The 20,706-nt window shown below is 61.4% G+C and carries 17 protein-coding genes; 8 read left to right on the top strand and 9 right to left on the bottom strand.

The features are described from left to right. The first annotated feature begins 161 nt into the window (after window positions 1–161). Window positions 162–1,613: a pyruvate kinase gene (gene pyk / locus A7317_RS23360; protein WP_024077179.1), complete on the top strand. Its 1,452-nt coding sequence runs from the start codon at window positions 162–164 to the stop codon at window positions 1,611–1,613. Between the two features lie 366 nt (window positions 1,614–1,979). Here pyk and A7317_RS23355 read toward each other — a convergent pair whose 3' ends face one another. Beyond that, entirely contained in the window at window positions 1,980–2,729 is a 750-nt protein-coding gene (locus A7317_RS23355; protein ID WP_069076919.1) for an enoyl-CoA hydratase-related protein, read from the bottom strand. A 30-nt stretch (window positions 2,730–2,759) separates the two neighbouring features. Continuing rightward, a complete protein-coding gene (locus tag A7317_RS23350; RefSeq protein ID WP_069076918.1) occupies window positions 2,760–3,692 on the bottom strand; it encodes an iron-sulfur-binding ferredoxin reductase in 933 nt (310 codons plus the stop codon). Between the two features lie 321 nt (window positions 3,693–4,013). Between A7317_RS23350 and A7317_RS23345 the strand changes: the two genes are divergently transcribed. From A7317_RS23345 to A7317_RS23330, 4 genes are all read left to right on the top strand, one after another. Beyond that, window positions 4,014–5,537 carry a fumarate hydratase gene (locus tag A7317_RS23345; RefSeq protein ID WP_024077182.1) on the top strand — a complete coding sequence of 508 codons (1,524 nt, stop codon included), beginning with the start codon at window positions 4,014–4,016 and terminating at the stop codon, window positions 5,535–5,537. Window positions 5,538–5,762: 225 nt separating this feature from the next. Continuing rightward, on the top strand, window positions 5,763–7,529 hold the full coding sequence (locus tag A7317_RS23340; RefSeq protein WP_041161010.1) for an ATP-binding protein: 1,767 nt from the start codon (window positions 5,763–5,765) through the stop codon (window positions 7,527–7,529). Then, window positions 7,523–8,848 (top strand): sigma-54-dependent transcriptional regulator, encoded by a 1,326-nt coding sequence (locus tag A7317_RS23335; RefSeq protein ID WP_024077184.1) that lies wholly within the window; start codon window positions 7,523–7,525, stop codon window positions 8,846–8,848. Before A7317_RS23340 ends, A7317_RS23335 begins: the two co-directional genes overlap by 7 nt. Window positions 8,849–9,143: 295 nt before the next feature. Beyond that, a complete protein-coding gene (locus A7317_RS23330) occupies window positions 9,144–10,463 on the top strand; it encodes an MFS transporter (RefSeq protein ID WP_024077185.1) in 1,320 nt (439 codons plus the stop codon). A gap of 55 nt (window positions 10,464–10,518) precedes the next feature. On the opposite strand, the gene A7317_RS23325 is transcribed toward A7317_RS23330, so the two are convergent. Beyond that, window positions 10,519–11,274 (bottom strand): membrane protein, encoded by a 756-nt coding sequence (locus A7317_RS23325; RefSeq protein WP_024077186.1) that lies wholly within the window; start codon window positions 11,272–11,274, stop codon window positions 10,519–10,521. Between the two features lie 194 nt (window positions 11,275–11,468). Here A7317_RS23325 and A7317_RS23320 point away from each other — a divergent pair, with 194 nt between their 5' ends. Further along, a complete protein-coding gene (locus tag A7317_RS23320; RefSeq protein ID WP_069076917.1) occupies window positions 11,469–12,101 on the top strand; it encodes a flavin reductase family protein in 633 nt (210 codons plus the stop codon). 123 nt (window positions 12,102–12,224) lie between these two features. On the opposite strand, the gene A7317_RS23315 is transcribed toward A7317_RS23320, so the two are convergent. Next, on the bottom strand, window positions 12,225–12,470 hold the full coding sequence (locus A7317_RS23315) for a hypothetical protein (RefSeq protein WP_024077188.1): 246 nt from the start codon (window positions 12,468–12,470) through the stop codon (window positions 12,225–12,227). A gap of 42 nt (window positions 12,471–12,512) precedes the next feature. Continuing rightward, window positions 12,513–12,854: an antibiotic biosynthesis monooxygenase family protein gene (locus A7317_RS23310; protein WP_024077189.1), complete on the bottom strand. Its 342-nt coding sequence runs from the start codon at window positions 12,852–12,854 to the stop codon at window positions 12,513–12,515. A gap of 328 nt (window positions 12,855–13,182) precedes the next feature. Between A7317_RS23310 and A7317_RS23305 the strand changes: the two genes are divergently transcribed. Next, window positions 13,183–14,112 carry an AraC family transcriptional regulator gene (locus A7317_RS23305; protein WP_024077190.1) on the top strand — a complete coding sequence of 310 codons (930 nt, stop codon included), beginning with the start codon at window positions 13,183–13,185 and terminating at the stop codon, window positions 14,110–14,112. 62 nt (window positions 14,113–14,174) lie between these two features. Here the strand turns inward: A7317_RS23305 and A7317_RS23300 are convergent, their stop codons facing one another. The 4 genes from A7317_RS23300 to edd all read right to left on the bottom strand — a co-directional run bounded on the left by A7317_RS23300 (window position 14,175) and on the right by edd (window position 19,281). Then, on the bottom strand, window positions 14,175–15,644 hold the full coding sequence (locus A7317_RS23300) for an ATP-binding protein (RefSeq protein ID WP_024077191.1): 1,470 nt from the start codon (window positions 15,642–15,644) through the stop codon (window positions 14,175–14,177). Continuing rightward, window positions 15,634–16,368: a response regulator gene (locus A7317_RS23295; protein ID WP_024077192.1), complete on the bottom strand. Its 735-nt coding sequence runs from the start codon at window positions 16,366–16,368 to the stop codon at window positions 15,634–15,636. Before A7317_RS23295 ends, A7317_RS23300 begins: the two co-directional genes overlap by 11 nt. Window positions 16,369–16,501: 133 nt before the next feature. Next, window positions 16,502–17,458 (bottom strand): glucokinase, encoded by a 957-nt coding sequence (locus A7317_RS23290; RefSeq protein WP_069076916.1) that lies wholly within the window; start codon window positions 17,456–17,458, stop codon window positions 16,502–16,504. Further along, window positions 17,455–19,281, bottom strand: coding sequence for a phosphogluconate dehydratase (edd, locus tag A7317_RS23285; protein ID WP_069076915.1), 1,827 nt, complete (start codon window positions 19,279–19,281; stop codon window positions 17,455–17,457). Before edd ends, A7317_RS23290 begins: the two co-directional genes overlap by 4 nt. 221 nt (window positions 19,282–19,502) lie before the next feature. On the opposite strand from edd, the gene gap reads away from it, so the two are divergent. After that, window positions 19,503–20,504: a type I glyceraldehyde-3-phosphate dehydrogenase gene (gene gap, locus A7317_RS23280; protein WP_015885658.1), complete on the top strand. Its 1,002-nt coding sequence runs from the start codon at window positions 19,503–19,505 to the stop codon at window positions 20,502–20,504. The last annotated feature ends 202 nt before the right edge of the window (window positions 20,505–20,706 follow it).

The following is a 20,706-nucleotide window of genomic DNA, read 5'->3' as shown; positions in this document are numbered from 1 at the left end:
CTTGTGCAGTGTATCGACCCCTGGTCGAAAATCTTCAAGGATGTTCATTTATTCAATCGAAGCGAAAACAAGCGAATGGCCGATAAGTAGTGCAAACGAACAATGACTACAACCAAAGAGCATAGTAGCCTTCCTCAGCGCTTGAACTCAGGAGTCTGTGCATGTCCGTCCGTCGTACCAAAATCGTCGCCACCCTTGGCCCGGCCAGCAACTCGCCGGAAGTCCTCGAACAGCTGATTCTGGCTGGTTTGGACGTTGCCCGTCTGAACTTCTCCCACGGCACTCCGGACGAGCACAAGGCTCGCGCCAAGCTGGTGCGAGACCTGGCCGCCAAGCATGGCCGCTTCGTCGCATTGCTGGGTGACCTGCAAGGCCCGAAAATTCGTATCGCCAAATTCGCCAACAAGCGGATCGAGCTGAAGATCGGTGACAAGTTCACCTTCTCCACCAGCCACCCGCTGACCGAAGGTACCCAGGAAGTCGTCGGTATCGACTACCCGGACCTGGTCAAGGACTGCGGCGTCGGCGACGAACTGCTGCTGGATGACGGCCGTGTGGTCATGCGCGTCGACACCGCTTCCGTCACCGAGCTGAACTGCACCGTGATCATCGGCGGCCCGCTGTCCGACCACAAGGGCATCAACCGTCGCGGCGGTGGCCTGACCGCCCCGGCCCTGACTGAAAAAGACAAGGCCGACATCAAGCTCGCCGCCGAAATGGAAGTGGATTACCTCGCCGTATCCTTCCCGCGCGACGCCGCCGACATGGAATACGCCCGTAAGCTGCGCGACGAAGCCGGCGGTACCGCCTGGCTGGTGGCGAAGATCGAACGCGCCGAAGCCGTGGCCGACGACGAAACCCTCGACGGCCTGATCAAGGCGTCGGACGCCGTAATGGTTGCCCGTGGCGACCTGGGCGTGGAAATCGGTGACGCCGAGCTGATCGGTATCCAGAAGAAGATCATCCTGCACGCACGCCGCCACAACAAAGCGGTGATCGTGGCGACCCAGATGATGGAGTCGATGATCCAGAACCCGATGCCGACCCGCGCCGAAGTGTCCGACGTAGCCAACGCCGTGCTCGACTACACCGACGCGGTGATGCTTTCTGCAGAAAGCGCCGCAGGCCCGTACCCGCTGGAAGCCGTCCAGGCCATGGCGCGTATCTGCGTCGGTGCTGAAAAGCACCCGACCAGCAAGACCTCCAGCCATCGCATCGGCAAGGTCTTCGAAAGCTGCGACCAGAGCATCGCCCTGGCGGCCATGTACACCGCCAACCACTTCCCAGGTGTTAAAGCGATCATCGCCCTGACCGAAAGTGGGTACACGCCGTTGATCATGTCGCGCATCCGTTCCTCGGTGCCGATCTACGCGTTCACCCCCCACCGTGAAGCCCAGGCTCGCACGGCGCTGTTTCGTGGCGTGTATACCATTCCGTTCGATCCGGCTTCGCTGGCACCCAACGAAGTCAGCCAAAAGGCCATCGACGAGCTGGTCAAACGCGGCGTCGTAGAGAAAGGCGACTGGGTCATCCTGACCAAGGGCGACAGCTACCACACCACCGGTGGCACCAATGGCATGAAGATCCTGCACGTTGGCGACCCAATGGTCTGAGTGATCGGTTGAAAAACGAAAGCCCCGCCATGTGAATGGCGGGGCTTTTTTGTCAGTTAAAAAAACATTCACGGCCCATTGTCTACTGTCAGCTCTACCAGTAGACGCCACCCACGAACAGGCGCCCAATCGTGTGTGCGGTCAGACCTAAGGCATATACCGCACCTGCCGCTCTATTCAATTCATGCCGTGTGGAAAGAGCTGAAGTACCCAATAGCAGGCTGGTGGTGGCCGGCGTCTCGGGAGTTGCTGGCAATCGCGTTGCCAGCATGGTGAGAATTTTCGGCTACTGATGTTCTCGTTTTTCCAGAAAGGGCTCCTCCAGGCAGGCACGGCTGAGGTCGTGCCTGCTCTGCCTGATGAGCCTTACTTCCTTGAAATAACCTCCGACAAGGCTGCGATCGCTTCAGAGGATTTCAGGCGCTGGACAAACAACGCGCCCTCCTCCTCGATCACTCGCCGCAACTGCTCACGGTCCACACTTTTCATCAATTGCTTGGTGACTTGCACCGCACCCGACGCCAGGGTGTCAAAGCGTTCGGCGATTTCTCGCGCCTTGGCCAAGGCGGCTTCGCCACTGCCCAGCGCCTCGGTGGCAATGCCCCAAAGGGCCGCCTGTTCGCCTGTGAACCCCTCCCCCAACAGCAACAACTCAGCCGCCTTCGCGTGCCCCAGCAAGCGCGGCAGGATCAGGCTTGACCCAAATTCGGGACACAGCCCCAGATTAACGAACGGCATGCGCAAACGAGCATCGCGACTGACGTACACCAGGTCGCAGTGCAGCAGCAGCGTCGTGCCAATGCCCACCGCTGCGCCCGCCACCGCGGCGATCACTGGTTTGCGGCAATTGAGCAGGCTTTTCATAAAGTGGAACGGTGGGCTGTCGAGGTCGCTGGGCGGCTGTTCAAGAAAGTCGCCGATGTCGTTGCCGGCGGTAAAACACGCGTGGCTGCCCTGAATCAGCACGGCGCTGATGGCGGGGTCCGCGTCAGCCTGCTCCAGCGCTTCGGCCAACTGCGTGTACATGGCGCGGGTCAGGGCGTTTTTCTTGTCGGGGCGGTTGAACTGCAGGGTCAGCAACCCACGTTCGCGCTGCTGCAGGATGGCGTCGGTCATGGTCAGTCTCGCGGCTGTAGAATTCAGCGCTCAACCACGGGGCAGGAACACATCGGCCAGCAGTTGATTGCGCGGCAATCCCGCCAGGAACAGGCGCTTGGAGAAGGCCTCGACGTTGGCGGGGTGCCCGCAGAGTAAGGCCAGAGTTTGCCGCGAAACAAGCCGCAGTTGCGCCAATGCCTGGGCTTGCTCCGCCGCGGTCCATAGCTCCACCGTCAGGTTCGCATGCTGCGCGGCCAGCGCGGCCAGGGGTTCGGCCAGGTAATGGCCACTGGCATCACGGGCGAGATGAATCACGCGGATAGCCCCCTGGTGATTCTGGCGCAACGCCTCGCGCAGCACGCCCCACAACGGGCCCATACCGGTACCGGATGCCAGCAGCCACAGCGGCTGGGTTTGCCAGGCGGGGTCGTATTGCAACGCGCCGCCGCGCAGTTCGCCCAGGCGCAGGCGGTCCCCGACACGCAGCTGCCGAGCGGCATCGCTGAACGCGCCAGGCTGGCGACACTCGAGATGAAACTCCAAGAACGGATCTTCCTGGGGCAGGCTGGCCAGGGAGTAGGGCCGCGCCACCTGCCCCGCCCACAACACCAGATGCTGCCCGGCCCGGTAGCGCAGGCCGCGCTCCGGTTGCAGGCGCAAGCGCAGTACAGTCGTGTTCAGCCAGTCAGCGCCTACCACTTCGGCCGACAGACCGTCGCGTGTCGGATCGTACGCTTCGACCCGCAAGTCCGCCGTCACCTGGCACTGACAGGCCAGGCGCCAGCCATCCTGGCGCTGTGCCGGGCTGAGGGCGTCGGGTTGCTTGTCCTCGACGTCGCCCTGGCATCGCACCAGGCATGCATGGCAACTGCCGGCGCGGCAACTGTAGGGCACGGCGACGCCGGCCTGGTTCAGGGCATCCAACAGATTGCTGCCGGTGGAGACCGACCAGTGGCGTTCGCCGACGTGCAGTTCAGGCATACAAGGACTCAAACATTGCGAAGATTGCTAACGATAACGCGGGCAGCATGACGAAACGCATTTTTGTGGCAAGCGGGCTTGCCATAATGCCTGTCAGCCAAGGAGGAACACTGTAACTGTGGCGAGCGGGCTTGCCACAGAGTTTGACCATCGTCGGGTGTATCGGCCACCACGCCGGGTTATACTGCCGCGCCTTTTTAGCGTCGCGCCAACAATACCTGCTCTTCTTGGCGACGCGCCTTGGAAAGGTGGTTTCAGCCGACCGATGCACTTCACTGAAGCCACCTTTATTGAATGTTCCCTTATAGAGGAGCGCGACTCATGACCGTGATCAAGCAAGACGACCTGATTCAGAGCGTTGCCGACGCCCTGCAATTCATTTCCTACTACCACCCCGTTGACTTCATCCAAGCGATGCACGAAGCCTATCTGCGCGAAGAATCGCCAGCGGCCCGCGACTCCATCGCGCAGATCCTGATCAACTCGCGCATGTGCGCCACCGGCCATCGCCCGATCTGCCAGGACACCGGTATTGTCACCGTGTTCGTGCGCGTGGGCATGGATGTACGTTGGGATGGCGCCACCATGGGCCTGGACGACATGATCAACGAAGGTGTGCGTCGCGCCTACAACCTGCCGGAAAACGTCCTGCGTGCATCGATCCTCGCCGACCCGGCAGGCGCGCGCAAGAACACCAAGGACAACACCCCCGCAGTCATCCACTACTCCATCGTCCCGGGTAACACCGTGGAAGTGGACGTGGCGGCCAAAGGCGGTGGTTCCGAGAACAAGTCGAAGATGGCCATGCTCAACCCGTCCGACTCGATCGTCGACTGGGTGCTCAAGACCGTTCCGACCATGGGCGCCGGCTGGTGCCCACCGGGCATGCTCGGCATCGGCATTGGCGGCACCGCCGAGAAAGCCGCGGTGATGGCCAAGGAAGTGTTGATGGAATCCATCGACATCCACGAGCTGAAAAAGCGCGGCCCGTCCAATCGTATCGAAGAGATGCGCCTGGAGCTGTTCGAGAAGGTCAACCAACTGGGCATCGGCGCCCAGGGCCTGGGCGGCCTGACCACCGTGCTCGACGTGAAGATCATGGACTACCCGACCCACGCCGCTTCGCTGCCGGTGTGCATGATCCCCAACTGCGCCGCCACCCGTCACGCGCACTTCGTGCTCGACGGTTCGGGCCCGGCGTCGCTGGAGGCGCCACCGCTGGACGCCTACCCGGAAATCGTCTGGGAAGCCGGCCCTTCGGCCCGTCGCGTCAACCTCGACACCCTGACCCCGGAAGACGTGCAGAGCTGGAAGCCGGGCGAAACCGTGTTGCTCAACGGCAAGATGCTCACCGGTCGCGATGCCGCGCACAAGCGCATGGTCGAGATGCTGAACAAGGGCGAAGCCCTGCCGGTGGACCTCAAGGGTCGCTTCATCTATTACGTCGGCCCGGTTGATCCCGTGCGCGAAGAAGTGGTTGGCCCTGCCGGCCCGACCACCGCAACGCGGATGGATAAGTTCACCCGCCAGATCCTCGAGCAAACCGGCCTGCTGGGCATGATCGGCAAATCCGAACGCGGCCCGGCCGCCATCGAAGCGATCAAGGACCACAAGGCCGTGTACCTGATGGCCGTCGGCGGCGCTGCTTACCTGGTAGCGCAAGCCATCAAGAAGTCGCGTGTGGTGGCTTTCGCCGAACTGGGCATGGAAGCGATCTACGAGTTCGACGTGAAAGACATGCCGGTCACCGTGGCGGTGGACAGCAAGGGCGAATCCGTCCATATCACCGGTCCTGCCATCTGGCAGAAAAAGATCAGTGAAAGCCTGGCGGTGGAAGTGCAGTAAGCACTTTCCCCGCAAGGATAAAGGCGACTGCGGCGATAAGCCCGGTCGCCTTTTTTTCTGACTGCCGATTGCCCTTTGGCAATCGAGGCGGTCACGGGCGACCAGGCGTCCTGTGGCGAGCGGGCTTGCCACAACAAGCCCTCTAGCCACCGTAGCCTCTCCCACCACAAGATCCAGGCAGCTCATGCTATGGTGCTCCCCCTTACTGTGCCTGTTCATCATCGTATGATCGTGATCCCTCGCCCACTGCGCCTGACCTTCTATTCCCTGCTCATCATCGCCGGTGCACTGCTGGCCGCGGCCCTGGCCACGCGCCACGCCGAACGCGTGGCCCTGGTGGACGATGCCGCCCGCGCCAACCAGCAACTCGCGTTGTACGCCAACTCCCTGCACACCTTGATCGAACGCTACCGCGCCCTGCCCGCCGTACTGGCCTTGGACTCGGAAATGATCAGCGCCTTGAAAGGTCCGCTGGATGCCACCACCCAGGACATGCTCAACCGCAAACTGGAACGCATCAACGGTGCCGCCCAGTCTTCCACCCTGGAGTTGATGGACCGCACCGGCCTGGCCGTGGCCGCCAGTAACTGGAACCTGCCCAGCAGTTATGTCGGGCACAACTACGCGTTTCGGCCTTACTTCAGCCAGACCCAGAGCCAGGGCGCCGGGCGCTTTTATGCGGTCGGGGTGACCACCGGGGTGCCGGGGTACTTCCTCTCCAGTGCGGTGCTCGATGAACATGAGCAGTTCCTCGGCGCCATGGTGGTCAAGCTGGAATTCCCCGAGCTTGAACGCGAGTGGGCCCAGGGCAATGACCTGCTGCTGGTCAGCGACGCGCGCGGTATCGTGTTTATCGCCAACCAGCCCGGCTGGCGTTATCGCAACCTGAGCCCGCTGTCGGCCAGCGACCTGGCCGAACTCAAGGCCACCCGCCAATACGACAAAAAACAATTGCAGCCCCTGGAAACCCAGGCGTTGCAACGCTTCGACGACAACAGTCACCTGATGCGAGTCAACGGACCTGACGGCAACGCCAACTACATCTGGGAATCCTTGCCGCTGAAGGCCGAGGGCTGGACCCTGCACCTGCTGCGCAAGCCCCAATTCGCCTTTGAAGACCAACGCAACGCCGGCCTGGCCGCCGCTGGCTCATGGCTGGCGCTGGTGTTCCTGGTGCTGTTCCTGACCCAGCGCTGGCGCCTGGCCCGCTTGCGGCAGCGCAGCCGCGAAGAGCTCGAACAGCTTGTGGAGGAGCGTACCCAGGCGCTGCGCACCGCTCAGGACGGCCTGGTGCAATCGGCCAAGTTGGCGGCGCTGGGGCAGATGTCTGCCGCCCTCGCCCATGAAATCAACCAACCGCTGACCGCCCAGCGCATGCAATTGGCGACCCTGCGCCTGCTGCTTGACCACGGCCGTATAGACGATGCCTACAAGGCCCTGACCCCACTGGACGATATGCTCACACGCATGGCCGCGCTGACCGGCCACCTCAAGACCTTCGCGCGCAAGAGCCCCAGCGGCCTGCGCGAACGCCTGGACCTGGCCACCGTAGTCGATCAGTCCCTGCAGTTGCTCGACGCGCGCCTGCGCGATGAAGGCATCGGCACCCTGCTGGACCTGACCCGCCCCGCCTGGGTACGCGGCGATGCGATCCGCTTGGAACAGGTACTGATCAACCTACTGCGCAATGCCCTGGATGCGATGGCGAACAAGCCGCGCAAACGCCTCGAAATCCACCTGCACGCTGATGAGCAGCTGTGGCGACTGACCGTCAGCGACAGCGGTGGCGGCATTGCCGAAGAACACCTGAACAGCGTGTTCGACCCCTTCTTCACCACCAAGCCGGTGGGAGACGGCCTCGGGTTGGGGTTGGCGGTTTCCTACGCTATCGTGCACGAACTGGGCGGGCGCCTGATCGCCGGCAACCGTGGCGACGGCGCCGTCTTCACCCTGACCCTGCCTATCGCACTGGAGACACCCGACCTATGTTGAATGCGGTGATTGTGGTCGATGACGAAACCAGCATTCGCACGGCCGTCGAGCAATGGTTGAGCCTGTCGGGATTTGAAGTGCAGCTTTTCAGCCGTGCCGAAACGTGCCTGGCGCAGTTGCCCAAGGACTTTCCCGGGGTGATTCTGAGCGACGTGCGCATGCCTGGGCTCAGCGGCCTGGAGCTGCTGGCCGAAGTGCAGCGCCGTGATGCCGACTTGCCGGTGATATTGCTCACCGGCCATGGCGACGTACCGATGGCCGTCGAAGCGATGCGCGACGGTGCCTACGATTTCCTGGAAAAACCCTTCAGCCCCGATGCGCTGCTCAACAGCCTGCGCCGCGCGCTGGACAAACGTGGGCTGATTCTCGAAAACCGTCGCCTGCATCAACAGGCCGACCACCGGGAGAAACTGGAGAACAGCCTGCTGGGGGTGTCGCGAAGTTTGCAAAACCTGCGACGCCAGGTGCTGGACCTGGCGACGTTGCCGGTCAATGTGCTGATCCGTGGCGAAACCGGTAGCGGCAAGGAAATGGTCGCCCGCTGCCTGCATGATTTTGGTCCTCGGGCGAAGAAGCCGTTTGTGGCGCTCAATTGCGCGGCGATCCCAGAGCAGCTGTTTGAAGCCGAGTTGTTCGGCCACGAAAGCGGTGCATTCACCGGCGCCCAGGGCAAGCGCATCGGCAAGCTGGAATACGCCCACGGCGGCACCCTGTTCCTGGATGAAATCGAAAGCATGCCCCTGGCCCAGCAAGTGAAATTGCTACGGGTGTTGCAGGAGCAAAAGCTGGAGCGGCTCGGCTCCAACCAAAGCATCCACGTCGATTTGCGCATCATCGCCGCCACCAAGCCGGACCTGCTGGAAGAGGCTCGCGCCGGGCGCTTTCGCGAAGACCTGGCCTACCGGTTGAACGTCGCACAACTGCGCCTGCCACCGCTGCGTGAGCGCCGCGAAGATATTCCCTTGCTGTACGAGCACTTTGCCCAGAGCGCCGCCGAACGCCTGGGCCGCAGTGCCGAGCCATTGAGCGGCCCGCAACTGGGACGCCTGCTCAGCCATGACTGGCCGGGCAATGTGCGCGAACTGGCCAACGTCGCCGAACGTCAGGTCCTGGGGCTGGGCGATCCGGAACCCGAGGGCATTGAGGTCGGGCAATCGCTGGCGGCGCAGCAGGAGGCGTTCGAGGCGCACTGCCTGAAAGCCGCGCTGGCGCGGCACAAGGGCGATATCAAGGCGGTGCTGGCCGAGTTGCAACTGCCGCGCCGTACCTTCAATGAAAAGATGCAGCGCCATGGGTTGGTGCGGGAGATGTTTCTCTAGGCGAATCCTTGTGTTGACTCGCAGGCCGCTATCGGGGGCAAGCCCCCTCCCACATTTTGATCTGTGAACACGCTCAAGTGTGGGAGGGGGCTTGCCCCCGATGAGGCCTGCAGCGATAAGCGGATTTCCGCTCACCCCCCTTAAAACCATCAGCGACTTTCCGCTCAAAAAATCCGCCAAACCCCTCTAGACCGGGCGTTCATCCAGCTGGCACAGCTCCTGCTATAGCTCGAGCCAGGCTGCGTTCGCTTTGCTCACGCCGCTCCATAAAAACAACTAGATGAAGGATCCTTCAATGGATAACTCCAACGCCCTGCCTCTGGGGTCGGCGGCCGCGCCGACAAAAGAGCGCACCACTTCCAGCCGGATCAAGTCGATTTTCAGCGGCTCTGTCGGCAACATGGTCGAGTGGTACGACTGGTACGTCTACGCCGCTTTCTCGTTGTACTTCGCAAAAACCTTTTTCCCGAAAGGCGACACCACCGCCCAACTGCTCAATACCGCTGCGATCTTCGCCGTGGGCTTCCTGATGCGCCCGATCGGCGGCTGGCTGATGGGCCTGTACGCCGACAAAGTGGGGCGTAAAAAGGCCTTGATGGCCTCGGTGTACCTGATGTGTTTCGGCTCGCTGCTGATTGCCCTGAGCCCGAGCTATGAAGTCATCGGTATCGGCGCGCCGATCCTGCTGGTATTTGCCCGTTTGCTGCAGGGCCTGTCGGTCGGGGGCGAATACGGCACCTCCGCCACCTACCTCAGCGAGATGGCAACCAAGGAGCGTCGTGGTTTCTACTCCAGCTTCCAATACGTGACCCTGATCTCTGGCCAGCTCATCGCTCTGGCCGTACTGATCGTGCTGCAACAATTGCTGACCACCGAGCAGTTGTATGCCTGGGGCTGGCGCATCCCGTTCGCCATCGGCGCCCTGTGCGCGGTCGTGGCGCTGTACCTGCGTCGTGGCATGGAAGAAACCGAGTCGTTCACCAAGAAGGAAAAAGCCAAGGAAAGCGCAATGCGCACCTTGATGCGCCACCCCAAGGAACTGATGACCGTGGTCGGCCTGACCATGGGCGGTACCCTGGCCTTCTACACCTACACCACCTACATGCAGAAGTACCTGGTGAACACCGTCGGCATGAGCATCTCCGACTCCACCACCATCTCAGCGGCCACGCTGTTTCTGTTCATGTGCCTGCAACCCCTGGTCGGTGGGCTGTCGGACAAGATCGGCCGTCGGCCGATCCTGATCGCATTCGGTATCCTCGGCACCCTGTTCACCGTGCCGATCCTCACCACCCTGCACACCATCCAGACCTGGTGGGGCGCGTTCTTCCTGATCATGGCGGCGCTGATCATCGTCAGCGGCTACACCTCGATCAACGCGGTGGTGAAGGCCGAGCTGTTCCCGACTGAAATCCGTGCGCTGGGCGTGGGCCTGCCGTATGCACTGACCGTGTCGATCTTCGGCGGTACCGCTGAATACATCGCGCTGTGGTTCAAGAGCATTGGCATGGAAACCGGTTATTACTGGTACGTGACGGCCTGTATCGCGGTGTCTCTGGCGGTCTATGTGACCATGAAGGACACCCGCAAGCATTCGCGGATTACCACGGACTAACCGCTGGATGCAGTAAAAAATGTGGGAGGGGGCTTGCCCCCTCCCACATTTGGCATCAGGACAACTCTGCCACTTCGCGCCGCACATAGCGTCGCTGTGCGTACGACGCCCCGACAATCATCACCACCAGCACCGCCGCCAACACCGCCGACGAACCGATGGTGCCGAAGTCCAACCCGCCCTTTTCGTGGGGCTTGGTCAGGAAATCGCCCAGGGTCGCACCAAATGGCCGAGTCAGCACGAAGGCCACCCAGAACAACAACACCGACGAAATCCGCGTGAAGTATTTGAGCGCCACCACCGCTGCGATGGTGGAGCCAATCAACAACGCGCCACCGGCGAAGCCGAGCCCGGAATCATCCGCCAGGAAGTCGCCCAGCGCGGTCCCCAGGGTGTTGGAGAACAGGATCGCCATCCAGTAGAACAACTCTCCCCGGAAGGTCTGCACCTTGTTCACGTTCAGCGAGTCGCCACTGAGGTGCCACAACGCAAAGATGATCATCAAAATCACGATCAGGATCATCGACCCCGTGGCATAACCCAGGCCCAGGCTGCGGTCCATGAAGTCCGACATGGTGGTGCCGGCAGTGCTGGTGGACAGGATCACAATCCAGTACAGCACCGGGTTGTAGGCTTTCGACCAGAGTTGCGTCACCAGGGTAACCAGGAACACGCTGATCAGGATCATCGAGCTGATGGCGTAGCCAACGTTCAGGGTCATCGACAGCAAGTCCCCGGCGGTTTCGCCCAGGGTGGTTGCGCAGATTTTCATGACCCAGAACGCCAGGGTGATCTGAGGAAGTTTGTTCATTGGGGGGCAAGGCTCCGAAGCTCAGTCTGTCAAATAGCCGACTTATAGGGGGTGTCGACGTTGCGCGCAGACTGAACGGGGCGCTGTGAAAAATAGGTGGGCGTTGAATGAAAATTCCATAGGGCCAATGGAAATTCACTGCCGTGGATTGCACTATGGCTACCTTCCCGAACCCCGCAGCAGGAACCCCGGCCATGCCTGACGATATCTATTTCTACGAACCCGCCAACGGCCACGGCCTGCCCCATGACCCGTTCAATGCCATCGTCGGTCCACGGCCGATTGGCTGGATCTCCTCACACGACAGCAACGGCCGCCTGAACCTGGCGCCCTACAGTTTCTTCAACGCGTTCAACTACATTCCGCCGATCATTGGTTTTTCCAGTGTCGGGCGCAAAGACAGCCTGAACAATATCGAACAGACCGGCGAGTTTGTCTGGAACCTGGCCACCCGCCCGTTGGCCGAGCAGATGAACCAGAGTTGCGCGGCGGTAGGACCAGAGGTGAACGAATTCGAGTTGTCCGGGCTGACACCGGTGGCTTCGAAGATCGTGAGCGTTCCGCGGGTGGGCGAGAGCCCGGTATCGTTCGAGTGCAAGGTCACGCAGATCATCCAGCTGCAACGTGCGGACAAGCAACCGGTGCCAAGCTGGCTGGTGCTGGGCGAGGTGGTCGCGGTGCACATTGCCAAGTGGCTGCTCAAGGACGGGATCTACGACACCGCCGCCGCCGAGCCGATCCTGCGGGGCGGCGGCCCGGCGGATTACTTCCAATTGGGCCCTGAGGCGCTGTTCAAGATGTATCGCCCAGGCGCCACCAAACCCTGACTGAAATACAGTCAAAAAAAGGGGGGGGCTTGCCCCGATGGCAATGGCACATTCAACATCTTTGTTGACTGTCACACTGCTATCGGGGGCAAGCCCCCTCCCACATTAGATTGTCGGCGTTGTTCAGCTGGCGGCGCTCGCCCAGGTCAGTTGACCCTCTTCATCAACATCGATCAACCGCTCAAGCTGCACGGTGGCCGCATCATCGGCGTCGGAGGCCGTCTTGAACGTCTGCCCATCCAGGATCTTGTGAAATTTCGGGGCGCCCATGCCATCCAGTGCCTTGACGGCGACAGCAGCGCTGTAGGCCCCTTCCCCCGGTACTACGGCGGAAACGGCTTCGTGGTGGGCAAATTGTTTACGTGCCATGTTGCAGGTCCTGGCCAATGGAAAAGTTGGCCATTCTAACCATTAACCGGCCAGTTGCAGGTACTCACCGTAGGCGTTGGCGGCGGATGCATCGGTGAAGGTCTGGAAGTCCATGCTGCGCACCACCATGTCGTTCAACAATTCGGTGAAGAGCATCAGGGCCGGCGAACTGAAGTAAGCGCTCATTGCCTGCTCGCTGCTCCAGAAGCCGGAGACCAACCAGACATCGGGGTCGACCTGGGAATGCTGCAACGAAAATTGCAAGCAACCCTGAGCCTGGCGGCCCGGCTCGATCAAACTGCTCAAGCGTGCACCGAGTTCGGTGCTGCACCCGCTGCGGGCGCGGATAAAGGCCATATGGCTCGCGGGAATGGGGGTGGACATATTCGACTCTCCCGTTGAGAAGTGATGCTCGGCAAGCACTGTGAGGGTGTGTTGCCACAGGATCAAAGATAGCGGCGCAATGGTGCGCGCGGTTAGTCGATTCCTGCCGGCTTATTGCACAATCCTGCGAAAAGCGTAGAGAAGGACGCTCGGCCCGCCGGTTTATTCCGTGGGCAAACGCCTTATTTCAGGGAGATGACAGCCCCTACGCTTGCCTGATTCACGAAAGGTCGCAGGATCAGGCAAGGATTGTGCAGAATCGTCGTAACACTGTTTGAAAAGCGGCCGCTAAGCTGAGCCCATCAAAAAAGCATGCAGAGGACGCCTCATGTCGTCGCCCGAACATCAGTCCATGCCCCTCGATGCCGAGACGGAAAAACAGCGCGCCGAGCTGGCGAGTATCGTGCATCGTCATACCTGGGAAGACGGCTCCTATGGCACGGCGATTACGTCACTGTTCTTGAACCGCCACAACACGCCGCGTGACTTCATGCCGGTGCTGGTGGAACCGGCGTTGTGCATCCTCGCCAACGGCAGCAAGGAAGTGCGCCTGGCCGACGAAATCTTTGCCTACGACCCGCTCAACTACCTGGTGTTCTCGGTGGCGATGCCGGTGGCCGGGCGGATCATCGATGCCACGCCGGAAGATCCGAACCTGTCGGTGCGCATCAATATCGACCCGGCGCAGCTCACGGCCTTGATCGCCGAAGCCGGCCCCATGGGCGTGCCCACGCGTCCGACATCGCGCGGGATGTATGTGGACCGCATCGACCCCCAGTTGCTCGACGCCGTGCTGCGCCTGGCGCGCCTGCTGGATACCCCGAAAGATATCGCCATGCTCGCGCCGTTGATCAACCGTGAAATCCTCTACCGCTTGCTGCGTGGGCCGCAAGGTTATCGGTTGTATGAAATTGCCGTGGCCAACAGCCAAAGCCATCGGGTCAGCCAGGCGATCAAGTGGCTCAACGGCAATTACGAACAACCGCTGCGCATTGATGACTTGGCCAAGGAAGTGAACCTGAGCGTCTCGACCTTGCACCACCGCTTCAAGGCAATCACCGCCATGAGCCCGCTGCAATACCAGAAACAGTTGCGCTTGCAGGAGGCCCGGCGCCTGATGATCGCCGAAGGGCTGGAAGCGTCGGCGGCCGGGTATCGGGTGGGGTATGAAAGCCCGTCGCAGTTCAGCCGGGAGTACAGCCGGTTGTTTGGGGCGCCGCCGCTGAGGGATTTGGCAAGACTGCGCCAGAGCGTCTGAGCCAATGAAGATCAAAATGTGGGAGGGGCTTGCTCCCTCCCGCATTTGATCGGCGCTGTTTGCTAATCCAGGGTTCGGGGGAGTTGTAACGTGACTCGCAAGCCGCCTTCGCGCAAATTCTGCAAACTCACCTCGCCGCCATGGCTATGGGCGATATTGCGCGCAATGCCCAGGCCCAAACCGTAGCCCTGTTGCTGGCCGGCAAGGCGGAAGTGCGGTTCGAAGACTTGCTCCAGACGCTGTTCCGGTACGCCGGGACCTTCGTCATCCACGTGCAGGATAAATTCCGCGCCATCGTCCTCGATGTGCAAATGCGCGTTCTGCCCATACTTCAAGGCATTGTCGATCAGGTTGCCGATGCAGCGCTTGAGCGCCAGCGGCTTACCCGGGTAAGGCGCCAAGGCATAGCCGTCCAACGTGACGCGGCCGTTGCCGTTGGGCGCCACATAGGGCTCCACCAGGCATTCGAGCACATGATTGAGGTCCACCGGTTCGATGTTTTCGTGGATGTCGGTGTCTTTCACACATTGCAGCGCACCTTTGACCAGCAACTCCAACTCATCCAGGTCGCGGCCGAACTTGGTTTGCAGGTTCTCATCTTCAAGCAATTCAACCCGCAGGCGCAGGCGGGTAATTGGCGTGCGCAGGTCGTGGGAAATGGCGCTGAACAACTGGCTGCGTTCGGTCAGGTAACGGCTGATGCGTTCGCGCATGGCGTTGAACGCACGGCCTACCTCCACCACTTCACTGCCGCCGCCTTCGGCCACCGGCTCCACGTCGGCGCCCAGGGACATATCCCGCGCCGCCCGTGCCAGGCGCTTGAGCGGCCGGCTCTGCCAGTGCACCAGCAGGCCGATGAACAGCAGTAAAAAGCCACTGGTCAGCACAATAAACCACACCTGCTGGGACGGCAGGCCCTGTTCTTCGAGACTGGTGTAGGGCTCGGGCAACAGCGAGGCAATGTACAACCATTCGCCGGGGGCGAGTTGGATCTGGGTGACCAGTACCGGTGGATTCACCGGCTCCAGGGTCAGCGCGTAATGCGCCCAGGAGCGGGGCAGTTCATCGAGCTTCAAACCGGCGTTGAAGATGCGCAGGTCTTCGGCGCTGACGAACTCCACCGAGATATGCACGTCGGCGCCCAGGGTCTGGCGCAGCACTTCGTCGACCGCTTCCAGCACCGCTTGCTTGCGCGGGGTCTGCGGCAATATCGCCATGTCCAGCGGGCGATCGTTGAGGGTGACCACAAACCGGGTGCCGCCCATGCTGCGCAACTGGTCGAGCACCAAGGGGCGGTAAGCCACCGGCAGCGAACGGAAATAACTCACGCTCGCGGTCATCGAGTGCGCCAGGCTGCGGGCGCTGGTGACCAAGCCTTCGAGCTGGGTGGCGCGCAATTGCGAAACCCAGATCACGCTGGACAGCGCCTGGGCGAACAACACCGCGAGCAAAGTCAGCAGCAGCATGCGCCCCAGCAACGAACGCGGTACCGGGAAGCGCCGGCGACGCTCGGTCAGGTGTTCAGTGGGCATTGCCGGCAACCACGCTGGCTGCCAGTTGATAACCGCTGCCACGCACAGTGCGGATCAGCCTCGGGGGTTTTTCGGTATCGCGCAGGCGTTGGCGCAAGCGGCTGACGGCCATGTCGACGATGCGGTCCAGCGGCATCAGGTCACGGCCACGGGTGGCGTTGCCGATGGTGTCGCGGTCGAGGATCTGTTGCGGGTGATCGAGAAACAACTTGAGCAAGGCAAAGTCGGCACCGGAGAGAATCACCTCTTCACCGTCCACATGAAACAGGCGGTGGCTGATCATGTCCAGGCGCCATTCATCGAACACCAGCACGTCGCCATTGCCGCTGCGCTCCTGGCCAAACTGGCAGCGGCGCAACAGGGCCTTGATGCGCGCTTGCAACTCGCGGGGGCTGAAGGGTTTGCCGATGTAGTCATCGGCGCCCAGCTCCAGGCCGATCACGCGGTCGGCTTCGTCGGAACTGGCCGTGAGCATAATGATGGGCACCTGCGCCTGGCGCGGGTGTTGGCGAATCCAGCGGCAAAGGCTGAAACCGTCTTCGTCCGGCAGCATCACATCAAGGATAACCAGGTCGCACGGCGCTTCGTTCATAGCCTGGCGGAACCCCGCGCCATCCGGCACGCCACGCACCTGGAAGCCGGCACGACTGAGGTAGGTTTGCAGCAATTCGCGGATTTCCTGGTCGTCATCGACGAGGAGAATCGATTTACTGATTACGCTCACGGGGTCCTCCTTGTTGTTATGGGGGTGTTATTGATGGCCTCATCGGGGGCAAGTCGAATCGTCGCACCACCCCTCCTACATTGGAATACGTTCCAAATGTGGGAGGGGCTTGCCCCGATGAGGCCATCAGTCCCTATGCAAACGCCTGTTCCAGTGCGACGCCAGCCCCGGTCAATCCGGAATACGGCGCGGTCACCAACCACACCGGAATACCTTTGAAGTAGTCGCTCATGCAGCCTTTGTCGCTGAAGCTTTTGGCAAAACCGCTGTGGATAAAGAAGTCGGCAAACCTCGGTATCACACCGCCCACGATGTAGACGCCACCGCGACCACCCGTGGTCAGCACGTTGTTACCCGCGACCCTGCCCAGCCAGATGCTGAACTGATCCAAGACTTCCATCGCCACCGGGTCGCCGGCCAGGCCTGCCGCCGTCACGGCTTCAGGAGTTTCCAGCACCGGGGTGTGGCCGTCCACGGCACAGATCGCCCGGTACAGACGCGGCAAACCGGCGCCACTCAAGACGCTTTCGGCGCTGACATGGCCGATCTCATTGTAAATGTGCTGCCACAGCTGGGCTTCCCGCGGGCTGCTCAGGGGCAGGTCGACATGACCACCCTCCCCCGGCAACGCGGCCCAACGGCCGCCGCCCAAGTCCAGCAAGGTGCCGACACCCAGGCCGGTGCCCGGGCCGATCACCACCGCCGGGCGCAACGGCTCCGGCGTGCCTTCGCAGACCACGCGGAACTCGTCGGGCTTAAGGCGGGTCATGCCCAGGGCCATGGCCGAGAAATCATTCACCAGCAACAGCTCATCCACCTGCAAAGCCCGGCAAAACGCAGTCTTGCTCAAACGCCAGTGATTGTTGGTGAATTTAAATTCATCCCCGCTCACCGGACCGGCCACCGACAGGCACACCGCACCGATGTCGCCGATTTTCAGGCCTTCTTCCTGGAGATAGACCTTGATCGCGTCTTCAGGGCTCTTGTGATCCGCCGTGGCATGCACACGAATCGAATGCAGGGCCTGATCCCGCCACAACGCAAAACGGGCGTTGGTACCCCCGATATCACCGACCAGCGCAAGCTTCACTTAAGCGTCTCCAGGGCAGAGGTAAAGGCGCTGGCGCCTTGCTCTGCGGAGCTTGCGGCCAAGCGCATAAATGCAAACAGCTCGCGACCGGCCCCCACGTTATTGCCCAACAGGCCCGTGGCTGGCGCGCGCGCTGCAAATTCTTCGGCGTCCACCTTAAGCTCCAAGGTGCCTTTCACGCCATCCACACGAATGATATCGCCATCGCGCACCCGTGCCAGCGGCCCGCCGCTCTGGGCTTCGGGGTTGACATGAATCGCGGCGGGGATCTTACCCGACGCGCCCGACATACGCCCGTCTGTCACCAACGCCACCTTGAAGCCACGGTCCTGCAATACGCCAAGGAACGGCGTCATCTTGTGCAGTTCCGGCATGCCGTTGGAGCGTGGCCCCTGGAAGCGCATCACCGCGACGAAGTCTTTTTCCAACTGGCCGGCCTTGAACGCATCGGCCAGGTCCTGCTGGTCCTGGAACACCACCGCCGGAGCTTCGACGATCTGGTGCTCCGGCGCCACGGCGGAGACTTTCATCACGCCACGGCCCAGGTTGCCTTCCATCACGCGCAAGCCGCCTTCCGGGGAGAACGCACGGGCCACCGGGCGCAGGATGGCTTCATCGAGGCTTTCGATCGGGCCATCGCGCCAGATCAGCTCGCCGTCGACCAGGAACGGTTCCTGGGTGTAGCGGCTCAGGCCCTTGCCGGCCACGGTATTGACGTCTTCGTGGAGCAGGCCGGCTTCCAGCAGTTCGCGGATCAGGAACGACATGCCGCCCGCCGCCTGGAAGTGGTTGATGTCGGCCTTGCCGTTTGGATACACGTGGGACAGGGTGGGCACCACCTCAGAGAGGTCGGCCATGTCTTGCCAGGTCAGGATGATCCCCGCCGACATGGCGATGGCCGGCATATGCAGGGTGTGGTTGGTGGAACCGCCCGTGGCGTTGAGGGCGACGATGGAGTTGACGATGGATTTCTCGTCGACGATCTCACCGATCGGCGTGAAGTTGCCGTTCGCCTTGGTCAAGCGCGTGACCTGATGGGCGGCTTCGCGGGTCAGCGCATCGCGCAGCGGCGTGTACGGGTTGACGAACGAGGCGCCGGGCAAGTGCAGGCCCATCACTTCCATCAACAGCTGGTTGGTGTTGGCAGTGCCGTAGAAGGTGCACGTGCCAGGGCTGTGGTAGGACTTCATCTCCGATTCCAGCAGCTCTTCGCGACTGGCCTTGCCTTCGGCGTAGCGCTGGCGCACATCGGCTTTCTGCTTGTTGGAGATGCCCGACGGCATGGGCCCGCCAGGAACGAAGATCATCGGCAGGTGGCCATAGCGCAGTGCGCCCATCATCAGGCCGGGCACGATCTTGTCGCAGATGCCCAGCATCAGCGCCGCGTCGAACATGTTGTGGGACAGCGCTACCGCCGTGGACATGGCGATCACTTCACGGCTGAGCAGGCTCAGTTCCATGCCGGGCTCGCCTTGGGTCACGCCGTCGCACATGGCCGGGGTGCCGCCGGCGAACTGGCCGACCGAGCCGACTTCGCGCAGGGCTTTCTTGATCTGGTCAGGGAAATGTTCATACGGCTGGTGCGCCGAGAGCATGTCGTTATATGACGAAACAATTGCCACGTTGGCGGCGTTCATCATGCGCAGGCTATTTTTATCTTCGGTGCCGCAACCGGCCACGCCATGGGCAAAGTTGGCGCATTGCAGCTTGCCGCGCATCGGGCCGTCGCTGGCTGCGCCGCGAATGAGCGCAAGGTATGCCTCACGGGTTGCACGACTGCGGGCGATAAGCCGTTCGGTGACCTCAAGAACGCGGGGATGCATGTGTAGAACTCCAGGCTAACGGATGTGGCGACCTGAGTGTCTATGCTGATCAAACGCCCGCAGCACATGGGATGGCAGGGAGTCGTTTAAATCATCGGACCAGTTGATTCAGGTCACTCGTTGTAGATTGAACAAAATATTGCCACTAAAAAGGCTTGTTTTCTATTTTTATGCGAATAATCTTGTAATTCTTACAACAAATCGACGACAGGCACTTTCCAATGACTCTTCGAATCGCAATCAATGGTTTTGGCCGTATCGGCCGCAATGTCCTGCGCGCACTGTATACCCAAGGCTACCGCCAGGATTTGCAGATCGTCGCCATCAATGATTTGGGCGACAGTTCGATCAATGCCCACCTGCTCAAATACGACACCGTACACGGTACTTTCGAGGCAGAGGTCGCCCACGATCAGGAAAGCCTGACCGTCAACGGTGACCGGATCGCCGTCAGTGCCATTCGCAACCCGGCCGACCTGCCATGGGCCGCGCACAAGATCGACGTGGTGTTCGAATGCACCGGTCTGTTCACCGACCGCGACAAGGCGGCCGCCCATATTACCGCTGGCGCGCGCAAGGTAATCATCTCGGCCCCGGCCAAGGGCGCGGACGCTACCGTGGTCTACGGCGTGAACCATGACATTCTGCGTCAATCCCACCAGATCATCTCCAACGCCTCCTGCACCACCAACTGCCTGGCGCCGGTGGCCCAAGTGCTGCATCGCGAGCTGGGCATCGAAAGCGGCTTGATGACCACGATTCACGCCTACACCAACGACCAGAACCTGACCGATGTCTACCATACCGACCCGTACCGGGCGCGTTCGGCCACCCAGAACATGATCCCGAGCAAGACCGGCGCCGCCGAAGCGGTTGGCCTGGTACTGCCGGAACTGGCGGGCAAACTGACCGGCATGGCCGTTCGGGTACCCGTGATCAACGTGTCGCTGGTGGACCTCACCGTACAACTGAAGAAAGAAGCTACCGCGGAAGAAGTCAACGCGCTGCTCAAGGAAGCCAGCCAGCACTCGAAAATCCTCGGCTACAACACCCTGCCGCTGGTATCCAGTGACTTCAACCATAACCCGTTGTCGTCGATCTTCGACGCCAATCACACCAAGGTCAGCGGCAAATTGCTGAAGGTGCTGGCCTGGTACGACAACGAATGGGGCTTCTCCAACCGCATGCTGGATAACTGCCTGGCGCTGTGCAACGCCGAATAACGCCTGTGTTCAGGCGGGGCTTGTTGTGGCAAGCGGGCTTATTTTGGTGAGCGGGCTTACTGTGGCAAGCGGGCTTATGCGGCAAGCGGGCTTGTTGTGGCGAGCGGGCTTGCCCCGCGTTGGGCTGCGTAGCAGCCCCAAAAACTGCCGCCGCGTTTTGCCTGGAAAAACGCGGTGTTCTTATTAGGGCTGCTACGCAGCC

Source organism: Pseudomonas fluorescens (assembly GCF_001708445.1).
GTDB classification, from domain to species: Bacteria; Pseudomonadota; Gammaproteobacteria; order Pseudomonadales; family Pseudomonadaceae; genus Aquipseudomonas; species Aquipseudomonas gorinensis.
The sequence above is the reverse complement of the archived record's forward strand: the minus strand, read 5'-3'. Positions and strand labels throughout refer to the sequence as shown.

Coding starts and splice junctions, on each gene's coding strand:
- pyk (WP_024077179.1), top strand. CDS start 162: ATGTCCGTCCGTCGTACCAAAATCGTCGCCACCCTTGGCCCGGCCAGC.
- A7317_RS23355 (WP_069076919.1), bottom strand. CDS start 2,729: ATGACCGACGCCATCCTGCAGCAGCGCGAACGTGGGTTGCTGACCCTG.
- A7317_RS23350 (WP_069076918.1), bottom strand. CDS start 3,692: ATGCCTGAACTGCACGTCGGCGAACGCCACTGGTCGGTCTCCACCGGC.
- A7317_RS23345 (WP_024077182.1), top strand. CDS start 4,014: ATGACCGTGATCAAGCAAGACGACCTGATTCAGAGCGTTGCCGACGCC.
- A7317_RS23340 (WP_041161010.1), top strand. CDS start 5,763: ATGATCGTGATCCCTCGCCCACTGCGCCTGACCTTCTATTCCCTGCTC.
- A7317_RS23335 (WP_024077184.1), top strand. CDS start 7,523: ATGTTGAATGCGGTGATTGTGGTCGATGACGAAACCAGCATTCGCACG.
- A7317_RS23330 (WP_024077185.1), top strand. CDS start 9,144: ATGGATAACTCCAACGCCCTGCCTCTGGGGTCGGCGGCCGCGCCGACA.
- A7317_RS23325 (WP_024077186.1), bottom strand. CDS start 11,274: ATGAACAAACTTCCTCAGATCACCCTGGCGTTCTGGGTCATGAAAATC.
- A7317_RS23320 (WP_069076917.1), top strand. CDS start 11,469: ATGCCTGACGATATCTATTTCTACGAACCCGCCAACGGCCACGGCCTG.
- A7317_RS23315 (WP_024077188.1), bottom strand. CDS start 12,470: ATGGCACGTAAACAATTTGCCCACCACGAAGCCGTTTCCGCCGTAGTA.
- A7317_RS23310 (WP_024077189.1), bottom strand. CDS start 12,854: ATGTCCACCCCCATTCCCGCGAGCCATATGGCCTTTATCCGCGCCCGC.
- A7317_RS23305 (WP_024077190.1), top strand. CDS start 13,183: ATGTCGTCGCCCGAACATCAGTCCATGCCCCTCGATGCCGAGACGGAA.
- A7317_RS23300 (WP_024077191.1), bottom strand. CDS start 15,644: ATGCCCACTGAACACCTGACCGAGCGTCGCCGGCGCTTCCCGGTACCG.
- edd (WP_069076915.1), bottom strand. CDS start 19,281: ATGCATCCCCGCGTTCTTGAGGTCACCGAACGGCTTATCGCCCGCAGT.
- gap (WP_015885658.1), top strand. CDS start 19,503: ATGACTCTTCGAATCGCAATCAATGGTTTTGGCCGTATCGGCCGCAAT.